The sequence below is a fragment of the Rhabdochromatium marinum genome, from assembly GCF_016583795.1.
In the GTDB taxonomy this organism is placed as follows: Bacteria; Pseudomonadota; Gammaproteobacteria; order Chromatiales; family Chromatiaceae; genus Rhabdochromatium; species Rhabdochromatium marinum.
Genome location: NZ_NRRS01000009.1, coordinates 51,190 through 68,712, shown reverse-complemented (window position 1 = coordinate 68,712; position 17,523 = coordinate 51,190). Strand labels below are relative to the sequence as shown.

General features: G+C 60.3%; 13 protein-coding genes. 12 read left to right on the top strand and 1 reads right to left on the bottom strand.

The annotated features are described in order from the left end of the window. Positions 1-10 precede the first annotated feature (10 nt). The 9 genes from aroQ (at position 11) to purD (ending at position 8,585) form a co-directional block, all read left to right on the top strand. Positions 11-463 carry a type II 3-dehydroquinate dehydratase gene (gene aroQ, locus CKO36_RS04590; protein WP_200281158.1) on the top strand — a complete coding sequence of 151 codons (453 nt, stop codon included), beginning with the start codon at positions 11-13 and terminating at the stop codon, positions 461-463. A gap of 111 nt (positions 464-574) precedes the next feature. Then, positions 575-1,036, top strand: a complete 462-nt coding sequence (gene accB, locus CKO36_RS04585; protein ID WP_200281155.1) for an acetyl-CoA carboxylase biotin carboxyl carrier protein — start codon at positions 575-577, stop codon at positions 1,034-1,036. Next, complete coding sequence (gene accC / locus CKO36_RS04580; RefSeq protein ID WP_200281152.1) at positions 1,033-2,373, top strand: acetyl-CoA carboxylase biotin carboxylase subunit; 1,341 nt, start codon at positions 1,033-1,035, stop codon at positions 2,371-2,373. The genes accB and accC overlap by 4 nt, the downstream gene beginning before the upstream one ends. A 17-nt stretch (positions 2,374-2,390) precedes the next feature. After that, the gene (prmA, locus tag CKO36_RS04575; RefSeq protein ID WP_200281149.1) at positions 2,391-3,329 is read left to right on the top strand and encodes a 50S ribosomal protein L11 methyltransferase; all 939 of its coding nucleotides are present in this window, start codon (positions 2,391-2,393) and stop codon (positions 3,327-3,329) included. A gap of 32 nt (positions 3,330-3,361) precedes the next feature. Then, a complete protein-coding gene (dusB, locus tag CKO36_RS04570) occupies positions 3,362-4,384 on the top strand; it encodes a tRNA dihydrouridine synthase DusB (protein ID WP_200281146.1) in 1,023 nt (340 codons plus the stop codon). Positions 4,385-4,387: 3 nt separating this feature from the next. Continuing rightward, a complete protein-coding gene (locus CKO36_RS04565) occupies positions 4,388-4,729 on the top strand; it encodes a helix-turn-helix domain-containing protein (RefSeq protein WP_200281143.1) in 342 nt (113 codons plus the stop codon). 63 nt (positions 4,730-4,792) lie between these two features. Continuing rightward, complete coding sequence (gene purH, locus CKO36_RS04560) at positions 4,793-6,391, top strand: bifunctional phosphoribosylaminoimidazolecarboxamide formyltransferase/IMP cyclohydrolase (RefSeq protein ID WP_200281140.1); 1,599 nt, start codon at positions 4,793-4,795, stop codon at positions 6,389-6,391. A 15-nt stretch (positions 6,392-6,406) separates the two neighbouring features. After that, on the top strand, positions 6,407-7,204 hold the full coding sequence (lpxA, locus tag CKO36_RS04555; RefSeq protein ID WP_200281137.1) for an acyl-ACP--UDP-N-acetylglucosamine O-acyltransferase: 798 nt from the start codon (positions 6,407-6,409) through the stop codon (positions 7,202-7,204). Positions 7,205-7,271: 67 nt separating this feature from the next. Continuing rightward, positions 7,272-8,585 carry a phosphoribosylamine--glycine ligase gene (gene purD / locus CKO36_RS04550; RefSeq protein WP_200281135.1) on the top strand — a complete coding sequence of 438 codons (1,314 nt, stop codon included), beginning with the start codon at positions 7,272-7,274 and terminating at the stop codon, positions 8,583-8,585. A gap of 19 nt (positions 8,586-8,604) precedes the next feature. Here the strand turns inward: purD and CKO36_RS04545 are convergent, their stop codons facing one another. Beyond that, positions 8,605-11,154, bottom strand: coding sequence for a hypothetical protein (locus CKO36_RS04545; protein WP_200281133.1), 2,550 nt, complete (start codon positions 11,152-11,154; stop codon positions 8,605-8,607). Between the two features lie 101 nt (positions 11,155-11,255). Between CKO36_RS04545 and CKO36_RS04540 the strand changes: the two genes are divergently transcribed. From CKO36_RS04540 to CKO36_RS04530, 3 genes are all read left to right on the top strand, one after another. After that, positions 11,256-12,344, top strand: a complete 1,089-nt coding sequence (locus CKO36_RS04540; RefSeq protein WP_200281131.1) for an EAL domain-containing protein — start codon at positions 11,256-11,258, stop codon at positions 12,342-12,344. 171 nt (positions 12,345-12,515) lie between these two features. Beyond that, on the top strand, positions 12,516-15,113 hold the full coding sequence (clpB, locus tag CKO36_RS04535) for an ATP-dependent chaperone ClpB (protein WP_200281129.1): 2,598 nt from the start codon (positions 12,516-12,518) through the stop codon (positions 15,111-15,113). Positions 15,114-15,252: 139 nt separating this feature from the next. Next, positions 15,253-17,487: a CAP domain-containing protein gene (locus tag CKO36_RS04530; protein ID WP_200281127.1), complete on the top strand. Its 2,235-nt coding sequence runs from the start codon at positions 15,253-15,255 to the stop codon at positions 17,485-17,487. Positions 17,488-17,523 lie beyond the last annotated feature (36 nt).

Here is a 17,523-nt window from a genome sequence, read left to right as displayed (position 1 = left end):
GGTTTCCTCTATGTCGGCCATCCTCTGCCTCAACGGTCCCAATCTGAACCTGCTCGGTCAGCGCGAGCCTGGAACCTATGGCCAGGTGACCCTGGCGCAGATCGAACAACGCCTGCGCGATCTTGCCGAAGCTGCTGGGGTACGCCTGCTGTTTGTGCAGAGCAATGCCGAAGCCGTGCTGATTGACCAAATCCAGCAGGCGCCGGGCGCTGATGTGGGCTTCATGATTTTCAACCCGGCGGCCTTCACCCATAGCAGCGTTGCGCTGCGCGATGCGATCCTGGCCGTGAGCCTGCCCTTCATTGAGGTGCACTTGTCGAACATTGCTGCGCGCGAGCCCTTTCGCGCCCATTCCTATTTTTCCGACATTGCCAGCGGCGTGATCAGCGGACTGGGCGCCGATGGCTATGAACTGGCGCTCAGCGCCGCGCTACGCCGTCTGGACACTGCCAGATTACCCTGAACCACTCATCACCATAACGACAATCAGCACCGGATGTGATCGGCCGCCACCCCGTCGGCCCGGTCAAGCCCCACTGAGCCCCGGTCAGCCCATTGAGAGAAACCAAGCCGCATGGACATCCGCAAGGTCAAAAAGCTTATCGAGTTACTCGAAGAATCGAACGTCGCCGAAATCGAGATTCACGAGGGCGAGGAATCAGTGCGCATCAGCCGCCAGGGCCATGCCGCACCAGGGTTTTTCATGTCCTCCGGGGCGCCACCTGCCGCCGCTCCCGCCGCACCAGGACCGAGCGCACCGGCGACCTCTGAACCGGCCCCGGCGGCCAGTGAGCCAGACGACGGCACCATCGTGCGCTCGCCGATGGTCGGCACCTTCTACCGCTCGCCCTCACCCGGCACCAAACCCTTTGTTGAAGACGGCAGCGAGGTCAAACTCGGCGATACCCTGTGCATCATTGAGGCGATGAAGATCCTTAATCAGATCGAGGCGGAAATCGCCGGCCGCATTCAGCGCATCCTGGTCGAAAATGGCCAGCCCGTGGAATACAACCAACCACTCTTTGTCATCGCATGATCGAGAAGGTCCTAATTGCCAACCGCGGCGAAATCGCGCTGCGCATTCAGCGCGCCTGTCGTGAGCTTGGAATCAAAACCGTGGCGGTGCATTCCGATGCCGACCGCGATCTCAAGCACGTCCTGCTCGCCGATGAGTCGGTCTGCATCGGCCCGGCGCCCTCGCGCGACAGCTATCTGCATATCCCGTCGATTATCAGCGCGGCCGAGGTCACAGATACCGTCGCCATTCATCCGGGCTATGGGTTCCTGTCGGAGAATGCCGACTTTGCCGAGCGCGTCGAGCGCAGTGGCTTTGTCTTCATCGGCCCTAAACCTGAGACCATTCGCCTGATGGGCGACAAGGTCTCCGCCATCAGCGCGATGAAAGCCGCCGGCGTGCCCTGTGTGCCCGGCTCCGACGGCCCACTGAACGATGACCCCAATCATCTGCTGGAACTGGCGCGCGAGATCGGCTATCCGGTGATCATCAAGGCCGCTGGAGGCGGCGGTGGTCGCGGCATGCGCGTGGTGCACTCAGACGCTGCGCTGCTCAATGCGGTGTCCCTGACCAAGGCCGAGGCCGGCGCCGCTTTCGGCAATGACACTGTTTACATGGAGAAGTATCTGGAAAACCCGCGCCATGTCGAGTTCCAGATGCTGGCTGACAACCACGGCCATGCCATCCACTTAGGCGAGCGCGACTGCTCCATGCAGCGCCGCCACCAAAAAGTGGTCGAGGAAGCACCCGCGCCTGGCATCACCGAGGAACAGCGCCAACGCATCGGCGAGCGCTGTGCCGAGGCCTGCGTGCGCATCGGTTATCGCGGACTGGGTACCTTTGAGTTTCTCTATCAGGACGGGGAGTTCTATTTCATCGAAATGAACACCCGCGTCCAGGTCGAGCATCCGGTCACCGAGATGGTCACCGGCATCGACATCGTCAAAGCGCAGATTCTGGTCGCCTCGGGCGAGCCATTAAGCCTCAAACAAGAGGATATCGTGCTGCGCGGCCATGCCATCGAGTGCCGCATCAATGCCGAACACCCGGAGACCTTCATGCCCAGCCCGGGGCGCATTGAGGACTTCCACGCCCCCGGTGGCCCCGGCATCCGCATGGACACCCATATCTACTCGGGCTACATGGTGCCGCCCTACTACGACTCCATGATCGGCAAGCTGATTGCTCACGGCGAAGACCGCGCCTGCGCCATTGCGCGCATGAGCAACGCACTGCGCGAGACGGTCATTGAGGGCATCCAGACCAACATCCCACTGCATCGCCAGATTGTGCAGGATGCGGCCTTCCAGGCCGGCGGTACCAATATTCACTATCTGGAGAAAAAACTCGGGCTCTAAGGCCCGAAACGTACCCTATGTCCTGGCTGCAATTGGCTCTGATCGCTGCGCGCGACCAGGTTCCCCTGCTCGAAGTCGTGCTGGAGAATGCCGGCGCGCTGGCGGTGACCCTGGATGATCCCGAGGATCACGGCCCTTACCAGCCTGAGATGCTGCGCCCGGCCGATCTCAGTTTACTTGAACCCGCGCCGGGCGCCATGCCGCTGTGGGCGCTGGTGCGCGTCACCGCCCTGTTCGAGGATTGCCCCGAGGCGCGCGCCAGCGCTGAGCAGGCCGCCACGCTATTGCGCGACAGCCTAGCCGCGCCGGCGACTCTGGAAGCACTCGCAGATCAGGTCTGGGAACGCGCTTGGCTGGAGCACTGGCGCCCGCAACGTTTTGGACACCGGCTCTGGGTGTGCCCGCATGAGCAGGCGCCGCCTGCGGCCAGCACCATGCCGCCCCCGGTCATCGTCAGCCTCGACCCCGGACTCGCGTTCGGCACTGGCTCACACCCCACCACCGCGCTCTGTCTGGCGTGGCTCGATAGCCTCGACCTGCGCGGCAAAACCGTCATCGACTACGGCTGTGGCTCTGGCATCCTGGCCATTGCCGCGCTCAAACTCGGCGCCGCCCAGGCGCTGGCCATCGACTATGATCCCCAGGCACTGACCGCCACCCTAAGCAATGCTCAAGCCAACGGCGTGGCCGACCGGTTGCAGGTCCAAGACACTGAGACCAAACCCACCCGCCCGGCTGAGGTGGTGGTGGCCAATATTCTTGCTGGCATCCTGATCGAGCTGGCACCGACCCTGACCAATCTGTGCACTGCAAACGCCCAGGTGGCATTGTCCGGCCTGCTGGAGCCGCAGATCCCGCCGGTGCTGGCGGCCTATCGCGAGCACATCACTTTTGCCGCTCCCGTCATCCAGAATCAATGGGCGCTGCTCAGCGGCCAGGCCCACCACAGCCGCTAAACAGTCGCTCGCGTCCCCGGCGGACTCGCTCAATGTCGGAATCTCCCGTCTCGTCTCCTCCTCCCTTACGCATTGGCGCGCTGGAACTGTCCTCGCGGGTGCTGCTCGCGCCCATGGCCGGCATCACCGACCGCCCCTTTCGGCGCCTATGCCGCCACTTTGGCGCCGGACTGGCCTTTTCCGAAATGCTCTCCGCTAACCCGGCCCTGCGCCATACTTCCACCAGCGCGCAGCGCCTGGATCACCAGCGCGAAGCCCGCCCCTTTGCGGTGCAGATCGCCGGCGCCGATCCGCTTGCCATGGCGGATTTTGCCCGCTATGCCGTCGATCAGGGCGCGGATTTGATCGATGTCAACCTGGGCTGCCCGGCCAAAAAAGTCTGTCGCCAGGCCGCCGGCTCGGCCCTGCTGCGCGATGAATCCTTGGTGGCACGCATTCTGCACACCCTGGTGCGAGCCGTCGAGGTGCCGGTCAGCGTCAAAACCCGCACCGGCTGGTCGCCTCAGACGCGCAACCTGCCACGCATCGCCCGGATTGCCGAGGAGGCGGGCATTGCCCTGTTAACTGTCCATGGACGCACCCGGGCCTGCGGCTACCAGGGACAGGCGGAACATGACAGCTTGGCCGCCCTGCGCGAGCACACCACTCTGCCCCTCGTCGCCAATGGCGATATCAGGAGCGCCCTGGATGCTCATAAAGTGCTTGAACACACAGGAGCCGATGCTGTTATGATTGGCCGTGGCGCCTTGGGACAGCCTTGGATCTTTCACCAGATCCAGCACTTCCTGGCCACCGGTGAGCACCCCAAGCCCCCTGATCTGGCAGGCATTCGCGATATCCTGTTCGCGCACCTCACCGAACTCTATGATTTTTACGGGGAAATACGCGGCTCCCGAGTGGCACGCAAGCACATCCTTTGGTACTGCCAAGCGCTGCCGGGCTTTGCCACCGCGCGCCAAGCTCTGTTAACCGCCAGTTCAGCGACCCAACAATTCCGCCTGATGCAAGACTACTTTTCCGAACCAATGGACCGACCTGATGACACGGGAGAATGACGCATGAATTCAGCCACGGCATACAGCGCCAAGCCGAATCCCTGCTGCCAGGGGCACGCACCCGACAACCGTGCGCAGGCTGAACCGGAGCACAGCATTCCCCTGCGCGATTGCGTGCGCACCGCCCTGGAGTCCTATCTGCAACGCATGGGGGATCACCAGATCAATGACTTCTATCGTTTTGTCCTCGATGAAGTTGAGCGTCCCCTGCTGGAGGCTGTACTGCACCACAGCCACGGCAACCAAACCCTGGCAGCGCGAACGCTGGGCATCAGTCGTGGCACGCTGCGCAAGAAGATCGCGCAGTATGGCCTGAAGTCAGCCAATGACCCGCGCAACCTCTAAACCCGTGTTCGCATTCTGACACGCTCTATCTCTACAATTCACACAGCAGCCACTGAAACCGCTATGCACCCCATTCGACGCGCCCTGATCAGTGTTTCGGACAAAACCGGCCTGCCTGAGCTGGCCGCCGCTCTCGCCCAGCATCAAGTTGAGATCCTGTCCACCGGCGGCACCGCGACCCGCTTGCGCGCACTCGGCCTGCAAGTCACCGAGGTCGCCGACCACACCGGCTTCCCGGAGATGATGGACGGTCGGGTCAAGACCCTGCATCCCAAAATTCACGGCGGCATTCTCGGGCGGCGTGGCACGGATGATGCCGTGATGCAAGAACATGGCATCGCGCCAATCGATTTGGTGGTGGTCAACCTCTATCCGTTTGAGCAGCAAACCGCTGATCCCAATTGCCCGCTGGCCGATGCCATTGAGCAGATCGATATCGGTGGACCGACGTTGGTGCGTGCAGCGGCCAAGAATCATGCCGCTGTCGCCGTGCTGGTGGAGCCGAGCGACTATCCACGCCTGATCGCGGAGCTGGACGCCAACCAGGGCCAGGTCAGCGATGCCTTGCGCTTCGATCTCGCCGTGCGCGCCTTTGAACACACCGCAAGCTATGACGCCGCCATCGCCAATGAACTCGGCCGACGCCTGGAAATCGCCCGGACCACGGCTGAAGTCCAGACCCCAGCCAGCGATGCACTCATCTTCCCCCGCACCCTGCATACGCATTTCCGCCGCCAGCAATCGCTGCGCTATGGCGAGAATCCACATCAGCACGCGGCCTTTTACGTCGAGCCCAGAACCCCCGGTGGCTGCATCGCCAGCGTCGAGCAACACCAGGGCAAGGAGCTGTCTTACAACAACATTGCTGACACCGATGCGGCGCTCGAATGCGTCAAGCAATTCACCGATGCGCCCTGCTGCGTCATCGTCAAGCATGCCAACCCCTGTGGCGTGGCCGAGGGCGCAACCCTGAGCGAAGCTTATGAGCGCGCCTTTGCCACCGATCCGGAATCCGCCTTTGGCGGCATCATTGCCTTTAACCGTGAGTTGGACGCCGCCACTGCACAACTGATCATCGACCGCCAGTTTGTTGAGGTGATCATTGCCCCGCGCGTCAGCCCGGGGGCAATTGAGGCCGCGCGGGCCAAGAAAAATGTCCGCCTGCTAAGTTGTGGCGACTGGACGGTGGCCGGCTCCAGCGCTCCGCTCGACTTCAAGCGCGTCACTGGCGGACTGCTGGTGCAAAGCGCCGATCAACTGGTGGCCGCCGAGCTGCGCCAAGTCAGCGCGCGGGCGCCCAGCCAAAGCGAAATGGCCGATTTGCTGTTCTGCTGGCGGGTGGCGAAATTTGTCAAGTCCAATGCCATTGTCTATGCGCGCGAGCGCATGACCATCGGGGTCGGTGCCGGGCAGATGAGTCGGGTGAATTCCGCCCGCATCGCAGCCATCAAGGCCGAACAAGCCGGACTGGAGGTCAAGGGCGCCGTGCTGGCCTCAGATGCCTTCTTCCCGTTCCGCGATGGATTGGATCAAGCCGCCGCCGTCGGCATCACGGCCGTGATTCAACCCGGCGGTTCCATGCGCGATGCTGAAGTCATTGCCGCCGCCGATGAGCACGACATTGCCATGATCTTTACCGGCACCCGGCATTTCCGCCACTGAGACTGCAGCGACGCCATGAGTATTCATCCCAGCGCTTTGGTCGCACCGGATGCCGACATTCATCCGAGCGCCAGCATCGGCCCCTACTCCATCATTGGTGCCGGCGTGCGCATCGGCGCCGACTGCGTCATCGACAGCCATGTGCGCATTGAGGGCGCGGCCGTGCTGGGCGTTGGCAATCGCGTCTGCCACGGTGCCACCCTGGGCAGCGAGCCGCAGGACATCCACTTCCGCCCGGAGGATTCGCGACCGCTGATCATCGGGCAACACAATCACTTCAAGGAAGGCGTCAACATCAGCCGGGGCGTCAAGACCGAGGCTGGCACCTGCATCGGCGATCACAACTATCTGATGGCCTTTGCTCATATTGGCCATGATTGTCACGTCGGCCATCATAATATTTTCGCCAATACCGCCACCCTTGGTGGCCATGTGCAGCTTGGAGACCATTGTTTTCTCTCCGGCCATGTGGCGGTGCATCAGTTTTGTCGCATCGGTGATTCCTGCATGATTGGCGGTGTCAGCGGCGTCACCCAGGATATTCCACCCTTTGCACTGACCAACGGCCAGCGCGCGCGCCTGATCGGCATCAACACCGTTGGCCTGCGGCGGCAGGGCTTCAGCGCCGAGCAGCGCCGTCACATCAAGGCGGTCTATCGGCTCCTGTTCCGCTCTGGACAGCCACTCGTCCGCGCCATGGAAGCGGCTGAAGCCCAACTGCCCGGCCCCGAGACCGAGCGTATTCTGGCCTTTATCCGCGCCGGCGATTCCGGTCGCGGCCTCACCGCTTTCGAGCGCAAGCCGCGCGTCTGAACCGCCACTCATTCAGCCAGTATCAGTCACTCAGTTATCAGTCACCCAATTATCAGCATTTGCAACCATGAATCTACTGATCATCGGCGGCGGCGGGCGCGAACATGCGCTGGCCTGGAAAGTCCGGCAATCCCCCCTGGCCGAGCGGGTCTGGGTCGCGCCGGGAAATGGCGGCACGGCTCGCGAGCCTGGCATCGAGAATGTTTCGATCAGCGCCAATGACATTCCCAGTCTGGTCGCCTTTGCCCGCGAGCAGGCGGTGGAACTGACCATCGTCGGCCCCGAGGCACCGCTGGTGGCTGGCATTGTCGATGCTTTTGCGGCGGCCGGGCTGCGGTGCTTTGGTCCCAGGGCCGCTGCGGCCCAGTTGGAAGGTTCCAAGCAGTTCACCAAGGATTTCCTTGCCCGCCACGGAATCCCCACGGCGGACTACCAAAGCTTCAGCGACGAAGCTGAAGCCCTGGCTTGGCTGGAGGCCCGCGCCCCTTTCACCCGTCCGGTGGTGATCAAGGCCGACGGTCTTGCGGCTGGCAAAGGAGTGATCATTGCCGAGGATCTGGCCCAGGCGCGCGCCAGCGTGCATGCCATGCTGAGCGAGCAGCAGTTTGGCGCCGCCGGACAGCGGCTGGTCATTGAGGAGTTTCTGAGTGGCGAAGAGGCCAGTTTTATTGCGCTGGTCGATGGCAAGACGCTGGTGCCTCTGGCCAGCTCGCAGGATCACAAGGCTCGCGATGAGGGCGACAATGGCCCCAACACCGGCGGCATGGGCGCCTACTCGCCAGCACCGGTGGTCACCGCCGAACTGCATGAGCGCATCATGACCGAGATCATGCGCCCCACAGTGTGGGCACTGGCCGAGGAAGGCCTGCGCTATCGCGGCTTTCTGTACGCCGGGCTGATGATCGACGCCGAGGGCGCGCCCCGGGTGCTGGAATTCAACTGTCGTCTGGGCGACCCGGAAGCCCAGCCACTGCTGATGCGCTTACAGAGCGATCTGGTGCAACTGTGCCTGGATGCCTGCGACGGCCACCTGAGCGAGGCCCCATTGAACTGGGACTCCAGGGTCGCCCTGGGCGTGGTCATGGCCGCCGCCGGCTACCCTGACCGCCCCAAGACCGGTGATATCATCCAGGGGCTGGAGGCTGTGGCACAAACCCCCGACTGCAAAGTCTTCCACGCCGGCACCCAGGCCCAAGAGGGCGCAATTCTCAGCAGCGGCGGGCGGGTGCTGTGCGCAACCGCTCTGGGTGCGGATGTGGCCAGCGCCCGCGCCACCGTTTATGCCAACCTGGAGCACATTCACTTCGACGGCGGTTTCTATCGGCGCGACATCGGCCATCGCGCCCTGGCGCGCGTGACAGCGCCAGAGCAGGCTTCATGAGCAACCTGGCCACACGCGCTCAGCGTGGATTCACCCCCACAATGGTAAAGCCCTGATTAGCCTCCTGCCAGCGCACCTGAGTGGCCAGGCCCGGTGCGGGGAAATCCAGGATGCCGTACTCAGCCGTTAATCCAGTCACAAAAGGCTCGCCCAGCGTCTGCACGCTGAAGGATGCTGTCGCAAAGGCCAGATCATCGGCATAGGCGGTGATCTGATGGGGGCCATCACCCAGGTTGTTGTAGTTGATTAGAAAGCCGAAGCCATTGTTGGTATCGCCACAAGCCGACAGCGTATCGGCCCGGCCGGTGCCATAGCCAGTCTCCAGCAAAGGCCCGCCATCGATCTGAATCGACACGGTATTGGCGGTGCAATACCAACCAGACACCAAGCCAATGCCACTCTGATCCGAGTCCGGCTGGGGAATTTCCAAATAGCCTGGTCCCGTCGGCCCGGTGGCACGCGCGACCGCCTGTCCGGCGGCACGCACAGTTCCGCTGCCGGCAATCACAAAACTCTGATTGGCCGTCTGCCAGCGCAACAGGGTGCTCTGCCCCACCGCCGGAAAGTCCTCCAACCACTGTTTGGCCGCCAGATCCTGTCGGAAAGGCGCGCCAAGCGTGCGAACCTGGAAGGTCGCCTGTGCCGCCGGCTGCCCGTCGAGCCATACCTGCACGCGATGCTCGCCGTCGGCCAAATTGTTGTAGTTGATCAGATAGCCGAAGCCGTTATTGGTATCCCCACAGATCGGGCGGGTGTCCTGGCGCGAGGTGCCATAGGCGACCGGAATCGGCACGCCATCATCAATTGAAATGTCCAGCGTGCGCGCCTCGCAATACCAACCAGAGACCAGACCAATGCCGGTCTGCACCGAATTGGGCTGGGGAATTTCCAGCACACCAGCCGAGGCAGCCGGCATGGCGCGCGGGCGCAAACAGGTGCCGGGAGCATCATCGGCAATATAGTCATAGCGCCGCCCCATCCAATAGGCCAGCAGATAATCAACCCCGCCATAGAGGCGATTCGGCACGCCGGGATCCTCCAATTTCCAGGGCTGACGCTCCCAGATGAAGCTGGCCGGCACCCGCTGGCTGACATCCACGGCAACCGACGACAGCCCCGGACAGCTGGGGTTTTCGGGATACTGGCCCACCAGATTGACTGGCCGCGCCTCATTGGGTGGGGGGGGGAAACCGGCCAGTTGCGCCACATGATCTGCGACAATGCTGCTTGTATCGGTTTCGGCCGGGGCCTGAGAGGCGTAAATGAAAGCAAAGAAGACGTTCTTATCTTCCGCCACCGCTGGCCACATGCGCCCCTGCAACAGATTGCGCTGCAAACGATCCTTGCGCACCGGATCACTTTCCAGCCGTGTCCAACTATACACCGGCATGAAACCGATATTGAGGCCATGATAGCCGTCGCCACAGCGATTGGTATTGCTCCAGCCTTCGGCGACCGTCAGCCAACCGTCGGCCTTGGCGGCATAATAATCGGCCAGCGCCTGAGAACGGCTTTCATACCCTGGAACCTGCTCTGACATCTGCAAGGCGATGCGAAACGCCGCTCCCAGCTGAATCGCCTGAGTGGGCAGTGGAAGCGACGGAAACCAGCCAAACCCGGGGATCTGGCGGATATATTCCGCCGGATCGGGCCAAAACACCAGGATGCCCTGACCCTTGACCTCACCAGTGTCGAGATTAATCTCCAGTGTCGGCACACCATCGGGCATAGCCGCTGTCAGATACACGACGTTCTCCAGCATCATGTCCAGAGACACAGTCCGATCATTGATTTTAATATTGACCGTGCGGCGCTCGCGCTGCATCAACTGCTCGGCAAACTCCACCGTATCCGCGCGCAAGCGCTCCATGGTCGCACGAGCAACTGCACCATATTCAGGATTATCCTGCCAGGCGGCCAGCGCCTCGTAAGCCAGAGAGTAGCCAAGCAGCACTCCCTGATACTGGTCACGGCTCACATCGCCGCGCCAGTCCCAAAACACGCCGTCATAGAGCCAGTTCTGATACACTTCGTCATCATCGCCGGGCAGGGTGGCCTTGATTTCCGGCGGACTGCTTGAAGGAGCGGCAAAGCGGGCCAGATAGCCAGGATCGCCGGGGATATTCCACCAGCGATGCAGGGTGGCGGCTGTTTCCACCACCTGATGAAAGGCGTCCTCAGCCCCGGTCGTCATCAGGCGCAACGCCTCGGCGGCCAGATAGCTGCCAGTCCAGATCGCAACATCCCGCTCGCCCCCATAGCTCGCGACCTGCTGATAGCTCGCATCGGTAAAGATCGCGCTCATCACGCCGCCGGCAGGCATCAACTGTTGCCGCAGCCAGGGTAAATACGCGCGGGCACGATCATGCATCGAGCCAACGCCCAGGTCCGGCGCGTCAATCCACTGCCCGGTATTTGCATCCCATAGAGTACAAAGCGACTCCGCGCCCGGCTCGCCGAGCAAACAGGAATCAGCACAAGTGGTTGATTGAGCCTGAGCCGAGCCAAAGATTAGCGTCAGCCCTATAAAAGATGACAGCACAAGGAACGCACGGGTCGATTTTTTCATCAGAACTGACTCGCTGGTTTTCAAGGATAATAAACAGTATAGCCGTATGAATTATGATCGGTATCATCAAAAATCGGCTAGTTCAAAGGGGTAACACAGGCATGGTCAGAAACAGCTGGTATCTTGAAGGATATGTTGGTGAATCCAAACGCCTCAGACGCATACACCTGTATCAGTTCCCCTTTCTAGTTGGTCGCCACCCGGACTGCGCGCTGATCCTCGACAGCACCGAGGTGTCACGCCGTCATGCCGAACTCGACTGCATTGAGAATCAGCTTCTGCTGCGCGACCTGGGTTCAACCAACGGTTGCTATGTCAATCATCAGCGCATCGAACGCGAACAAGGGCTGCTCGCCGGTGATGTGCTGCACTTCGCCGATCAGGAATACCGCCTGATTGAACAGAAGCCCACCGACGACAACCTAAGCGACCGCACCAGTGTGCGTAGCGGCGCCCTGCCCGAGAATTTGCCACGCGGCGCGCGCGAACTGCAACTGTTATTGCTCAAGGGAGCGGTCACCGCTGCCTTCCAACCAATCGTGGATGCCAGCGACACAACCTTCGCCTATGAAATGCTCGGCCGCGGCGCCTTGGACAACTTGCCACAGGCGCCATTAGCCCTGTTTCAGATTGCCGAAAGCCTAGAAATGGAAGTACACCTGAGCGAACTCTTTCGTCAAAAAGGCTTGGAGATCGCCAACACGCTGCGCCCTGAAGGACGCTATTTCTTCAACATCCACCCCGGCGAACTCGCCAATCCGGAACGTCTGCTGCGCTGCGTTCAGAGCATCCGCACGGCTTTTCCACAACTTCAGCTCGTGTTTGAGATGCATGAAGCCGCTGCGACTAACCTGCCCCTGATCCGACGTATTCGCGATGACCTGCAAGCGCTGAACATCGGTTTTGCCTACGACGACTTTGGCGCCGGCCAGGCGCGCTTGATCGAGCTAACAGAAGTGCCACCGGATTACGTTAAGTTTGACATCGCGCTAATCCGCGACATCGACACTGCCCCGGAAGCCAAACGCCAGATGCTGGAAATGTTCCAGCGCTACCTGCTCGATATGGGGGTAGCAACACTCGCGGAAGGTGTGGAAACCGAGTCAGAATTCCACGTACTGCGTGATCTGGGTGTACAGTATTACCAAGGCTACTATTTTGGCAGGCCCAGCGCGCAAATGAACAGCTAAAAGGTTAATACAGATTTATAATTGGGCACACCTTGATACCATCCAGCGTTCTAATAAAGTCTCAACCAAATTGGCATCACTCCTGCTTGATTGGCATCACTCCTGCTTGAATAATCGGCTGCCCTCCCCTAGTTCCGAGGTAATAACCCTAAGCATTACCGGAGAACCACCATGCGAATGGATAAGCTGACCAGTAAGTTTCAGATGGCGCTGGCCGATGCGCAGAGTCTCGCCGTCGGTCGCGACCACCAGTTCATTGAGCCGTTGCACCTGATGATCGCGCTGCTCGATCAGGACGGTGGCAGTGTACGTCACCTGCTCACGCAAGCGGATGTGAATGTCAATCGCCTGCGCTCGGCGCTGGGTGAAGCGCTGGAGCGCCAGCCCCAGGTCTCGGGCACCGGCGGAGATGTGACCCTCTCCAACAGCCTGAACCGGATGCTCAACGTCACCGACAAGCTCGCGCAGACGCGTAATGATCAGTACATCAGCTCCGAGCTGTTCGTGCTCGCGGCGCTGGAGGACAAGGGCGAACTCGGCGGTGCCCTGCGCGACGCCGGAGCGAGCAAAAACGCGCTTGAACGCGCCATCGACAACATGCGCGGCGGCCAGAAGGTCGAGGATCCCAACGCCGAGGAACAGCGCCAGGCCCTGGAGAAATACAGCATCGATCTGACCGAGCGCGCCGAACAGGGCAAGCTCGACCCGGTGATCGGACGCGATGATGAAATCCGCCGCACCATTCAGGTGCTCGCACGGCGCACCAAGAACAACCCAGTGCTGATCGGCGAGCCGGGGGTGGGCAAAACCGCCATCGTCGAGGGACTGGCGCAGCGCATCGTCAACGGTGAAGTGCCCGAGGGCCTCAAAACCAAGCGCCTACTGGCGCTCGACATGGCCGCGCTCATTGCCGGAGCCAAGTTCCGCGGCGAGTTCGAGGAACGCCTGAAGGCGGTACTCAATGATGTCGCCCGCCAGGAAGGCAACATCATTTTGTTTATTGATGAGCTGCACACTATGGTCGGCGCCGGCAAGGCTGAGGGCGCCATGGACGCCGGCAACATGCTCAAGCCCGCACTAGCGCGCGGTGAGCTGCACTGCATCGGCGCCACCACCCTGGACGAATATCGCAAGTATGTCGAGAAGGACGCCGCGCTCGAACGCCGTTTCCAGAAGGTTCTGGTGCAAGAGCCAAGCGTGGAAGATACCATCGCCATCCTGAGGGGCCTCAAGGAACGCTACGAAGTGCATCATGCGGTTGAGATCACCGACCCGGCTATCATCGCCGCCGCCACCTTGTCGCACCGCTACATCACGGATCGCCAGCTGCCGGACAAGGCGATTGATCTGATCGATGAGGCCGCCTCGCAGATTCGCATGGAAATCGACTCCATGCCCGAGGAAATGGACAAACTTGACCGCCGTCTGATTCAGCTCAAAATCGAACGCGAGGCGCTGAAAAAAGAAGCGGATGAGGCCTCCAAGAAGCGCCTCGGCGATCTGCAAGACGACATCGCCAAGCTGGAACGCGAGTTTGCTGACCTCAATGACATCTGGCAGTCCGAAAAAGCCGCTGTCCAAGGCACCGCACACATCAAGGAAGAACTCGATCGCGCCCGGGTGGAGCTGGAAACCGCGCGCCGCGCGGGCGATTTGACCCGCATGTCGGAGCTGCAATACGGACGTATTCCGGAACTCGAAAAGCGCCTGGCCGCCGCCAGTGACAGCAAACAGAGCAGCAACCGCCTGCTACGCAACAAAGTCAGCGATGAGGAAATCGCCGAGATTGTGTCCAAATGGACCAACATCCCGGTGTCAAAAATGCTCGAAGGCGAGCGGGACAAACTGCTGCGCATGGAAGAAGCCCTGCAGCAACGGGTGGTCGGCCAGCAAGAAGCCGTGCGTGCCGTGTCCAATGCCATCCGCCGCTCCCGCGCCGGGCTGTCCGACCCCAACCGCCCCATTGGCTCCTTCCTGTTTCTCGGCCCCACCGGGGTGGGCAAGACCGAGCTGTGCAAGGCGCTGGCGCACTTTCTGTTCGATACCGAGGAATCCCTGGTGCGCATCGACATGTCCGAGTTCATGGAGAAGCACTCGGTGGCGCGCCTGATTGGCGCCCCGCCCGGCTATGTTGGCTATGATGAAGGCGGCTATCTGACCGAAGCCGTGCGCCGACAGCCCTACAGCCTGATCCTGCTCGATGAGATCGAGAAGGCCCACCCGGATGTCTTCAATGTGCTGCTGCAAGTGCTGGATGACGGCCGGCTCACCGATGGTCAGGGTCGCACCGTGGACTTCCGCAACGCCGCCATTGTGATGACCTCCAATCTCGGCTCGGATGTCATCCAGCAAACCGCCGGCGAGGCCAATTATGACGAGATGAAGGCGGCCGTCATGGGCATTCTGCGCCAGGCCTTCCGCCCCGAGTTCATCAATCGTCTTGATGAAATTGTGGTCTTCCACCCGCTCGATATTGAGCAGATTCGCGCCATCGCTGGCATCCAGCTCCACTACCTGCGCGAACGCCTGGCTGGACGCGACATCGGCCTGCAAATCAGCGACGCGGCCATTGATCACCTGGGTGAAGCCGGCTTCGATCCCGTCTATGGTGCCCGACCGCTGAAACGGGCCATTCGTACCCAGCTGGAGAACCCGCTCGCCCAGCAGATTCTGGCCGGCCATTTCAAACCCGGTGATCTGATCGACATCAATCTTCAGAACGGGCAACTGCAATTTCATTCGCTACCGGGGCACGCAATGCCACAATAACCGGCAACGACCACCAAGGACAGGTCAGTCTCGCGCAGGCTGCCACACCAATCCGCCCCATGACATGGGTCAATGGTATGGTTAGAACCAGCATTTTACCTGTAGAGGCAAATATTTTATGCAAAGAACTTTGCGAACTATGCTGACCTGTCGTTGCGTGGCAATTAGCGCGAAAACGCTGTTTGCAGTTATGTTGACGGTGTCAGTGATCAAGTGGGCGGATGCCGATGGATTTGATGTCTCTGAAGGGCGTTGGACGACCTCAGCGGCTTTCCCGGTTACTGGCTCTTTCGGTCAGCTGGATATTTCCATCCGGGGGTTGACGCGTGGCTTCTACAACGCGGTTTTTCTTGCCTCAGAAAAGATACCCATCACTTGGAATGGAGACGTGGATAGCTGTGTGGCGGGGACGATTGCCGCCGATTTTCAAGCCGCCACCTTGCTCCGCTATAATTATTTCAGAGCCATGGCCGGTGTTCACACGGATGTTAACCTTGATGAGGCTGCCAATGAGAAAGCGCAGCTTGGTGCGTTAATGATGAGCGCCAATGATGAACTCAATCACTCACCGCCACCAAGCTGGTTGTGCTACACCGCCGATGGAGCGGAAGCAGCGGATAATTCCAATCTCTCTGGCGGTACCAATGGACCCGGCTCCATTTACTCGGCTTTCCGCGACAACGGCGATAACAATACACGCGCGGGGCATCGCTACAAAACACTGCTGCCAACCATTGAAGTAATAGGAACTGGGGACATCCCGAAGGTCGGGGAACATCGGGCGCGGCATGTCACCTATTTCCCAGAAAGGGATTATGGACTGCTGTGGCCCGCGAGTCGTGATAACTTCATCGCTTGGCCCCCACCTGGCTATGTGCCTTACCCGGTCGTTTTTCCGCGCTGGTCTTTCATGTATGAGAATGCCGATTTCTCTGGCGCGACCGTGACCATGACCAAAGATGGCGAGACGGTTCCGACCGAAGTCCACTCGCGAAACAATGATTATCAGCAAAGCATTGTCTGGGCACCGGTTGGTTACTATGATCCACAAGACCCTGGTGATTGGCCTCCCGTAGAACGGGATACACTCTGGTCGGTCACGATCGATAATGTCGTCATCGACGGTGTTGCACGCCGTTTTCAGTATCAGCTGACAATTTTCGATCCAACTGATCCAGGGAACGAGCCAGAACTCAGCATCGACGGCCCGGCATACCTTGCTGCGGGGAGCGAAGCAGACTACCAATTCGATACCCTTGCCTGGTCGGATCGCTATGAGATTCGCTCCTTCGATTTGACCCCAAGTGCGTTTTTCACCGGGGCGGAAAATGGCGATCCACAGGTTATCCCTGAGGTCTCAGAAGGTTACGCGTTGATATCCGACGAAGCTTCAGCATCTGGGATAAAGGCTTTTCATCTTCTGCATCCAGATGGAACAGACCAGTCTTTTCATTTGCCAAATGAATATCTGCTAAGCCAGAACAGCCGTCTGCAATTTCAGAGTCGACTTGGATATGCCAATGCGGGACAAGTGGCTCGCGTACAGATTTCCTTGGATTCTGGCGCAAGTTGGAGTGATATTTGGACTCAGCAAGGCACGGGTGATCAAGGAGAAACCGCCTTTGACCCAAAGAATGTGTCTCTCGACGCAGCAGCGAACAAAGTCGCTCAGTTCAGGTTTACCTACACCCGGCAGGATCGTTATTACAGCGGCATCGAAGAACGGCATGGCTGGTGGATCGACGACATTGAGTTGATCGATGTGAGCCGCGTCGGCGATGCCGATATTTTGCCAAGTAATGGCTCCGGAACCTTCACCTTCGCAGCAGCGAGGGCGGGATCCTACGGTCTTCAAGTTCGAAATGCCCCTTGGGCAGGCTTCTCGGGACTCACCTGGGGGCCGGTTGCGCAGGTTGAAGTCGGTGCTGATGCCGAACCGCCGATGACTGAGTACCTCGATGGCGGCGATCAACAGACAACCGTCGTCGGTCGTGCGCTCGAAACAAGACGCTATCTGGATTTTGGTGGCAGCGATACCTATGCCGTGCCCGTTGAATTGGGCGGTTCAGTGACGATTGTCGACAAACAGGCAGGTTTTTTGGTATTGCCAGCGGGATTCAAGATTGATGAGACGCTATTCGCCGCAGATGGCCTGCGTTTGAGTTCCAATGGTCAGCATTTGACGCTTCTCGGCAAACCGGCGGCCTTTCTTTTCTCTTTTGCTGGTACGCTGGAGGATCCGGCCTCCGGAATTCTTCGAACCTATGCCGACACAGCGACCTTGTTTGGAGCAGAAATTCCCGCTGTTGGGCAGGCGCCTATTGCCGGGAGTGTCGTTGGAACCATCTCCGCAACAGGAGCGATTCTGCCTTGAATGACAACCTGAGTACCCTTCGGTTGGGGTAGCCTG

What these genes read in the sequence shown, in the direction of transcription:
- aroQ (WP_200281158.1), top strand. Translation starts at nt 11, where the DNA reads ATGTCGGCCATCCTCTGCCTCAACGGTCCCAATCTGAACCTGCTCGGT.
- accB (WP_200281155.1), top strand. Translation starts at nt 575, where the DNA reads ATGGACATCCGCAAGGTCAAAAAGCTTATCGAGTTACTCGAAGAATCG.
- accC (WP_200281152.1), top strand. Translation starts at nt 1,033, where the DNA reads ATGATCGAGAAGGTCCTAATTGCCAACCGCGGCGAAATCGCGCTGCGC.
- prmA (WP_200281149.1), top strand. Translation starts at nt 2,391, where the DNA reads ATGTCCTGGCTGCAATTGGCTCTGATCGCTGCGCGCGACCAGGTTCCC.
- dusB (WP_200281146.1), top strand. Translation starts at nt 3,362, where the DNA reads ATGTCGGAATCTCCCGTCTCGTCTCCTCCTCCCTTACGCATTGGCGCG.
- CKO36_RS04565 (WP_200281143.1), top strand. Translation starts at nt 4,388, where the DNA reads ATGAATTCAGCCACGGCATACAGCGCCAAGCCGAATCCCTGCTGCCAG.
- purH (WP_200281140.1), top strand. Translation starts at nt 4,793, where the DNA reads ATGCACCCCATTCGACGCGCCCTGATCAGTGTTTCGGACAAAACCGGC.
- lpxA (WP_200281137.1), top strand. Translation starts at nt 6,407, where the DNA reads ATGAGTATTCATCCCAGCGCTTTGGTCGCACCGGATGCCGACATTCAT.
- purD (WP_200281135.1), top strand. Translation starts at nt 7,272, where the DNA reads ATGAATCTACTGATCATCGGCGGCGGCGGGCGCGAACATGCGCTGGCC.
- CKO36_RS04545 (WP_200281133.1), bottom strand. Translation starts at nt 11,154, where the DNA reads ATGAAAAAATCGACCCGTGCGTTCCTTGTGCTGTCATCTTTTATAGGG.
- CKO36_RS04540 (WP_200281131.1), top strand. Translation starts at nt 11,256, where the DNA reads ATGGTCAGAAACAGCTGGTATCTTGAAGGATATGTTGGTGAATCCAAA.
- clpB (WP_200281129.1), top strand. Translation starts at nt 12,516, where the DNA reads ATGCGAATGGATAAGCTGACCAGTAAGTTTCAGATGGCGCTGGCCGAT.
- CKO36_RS04530 (WP_200281127.1), top strand. Translation starts at nt 15,253, where the DNA reads ATGCTGACCTGTCGTTGCGTGGCAATTAGCGCGAAAACGCTGTTTGCA.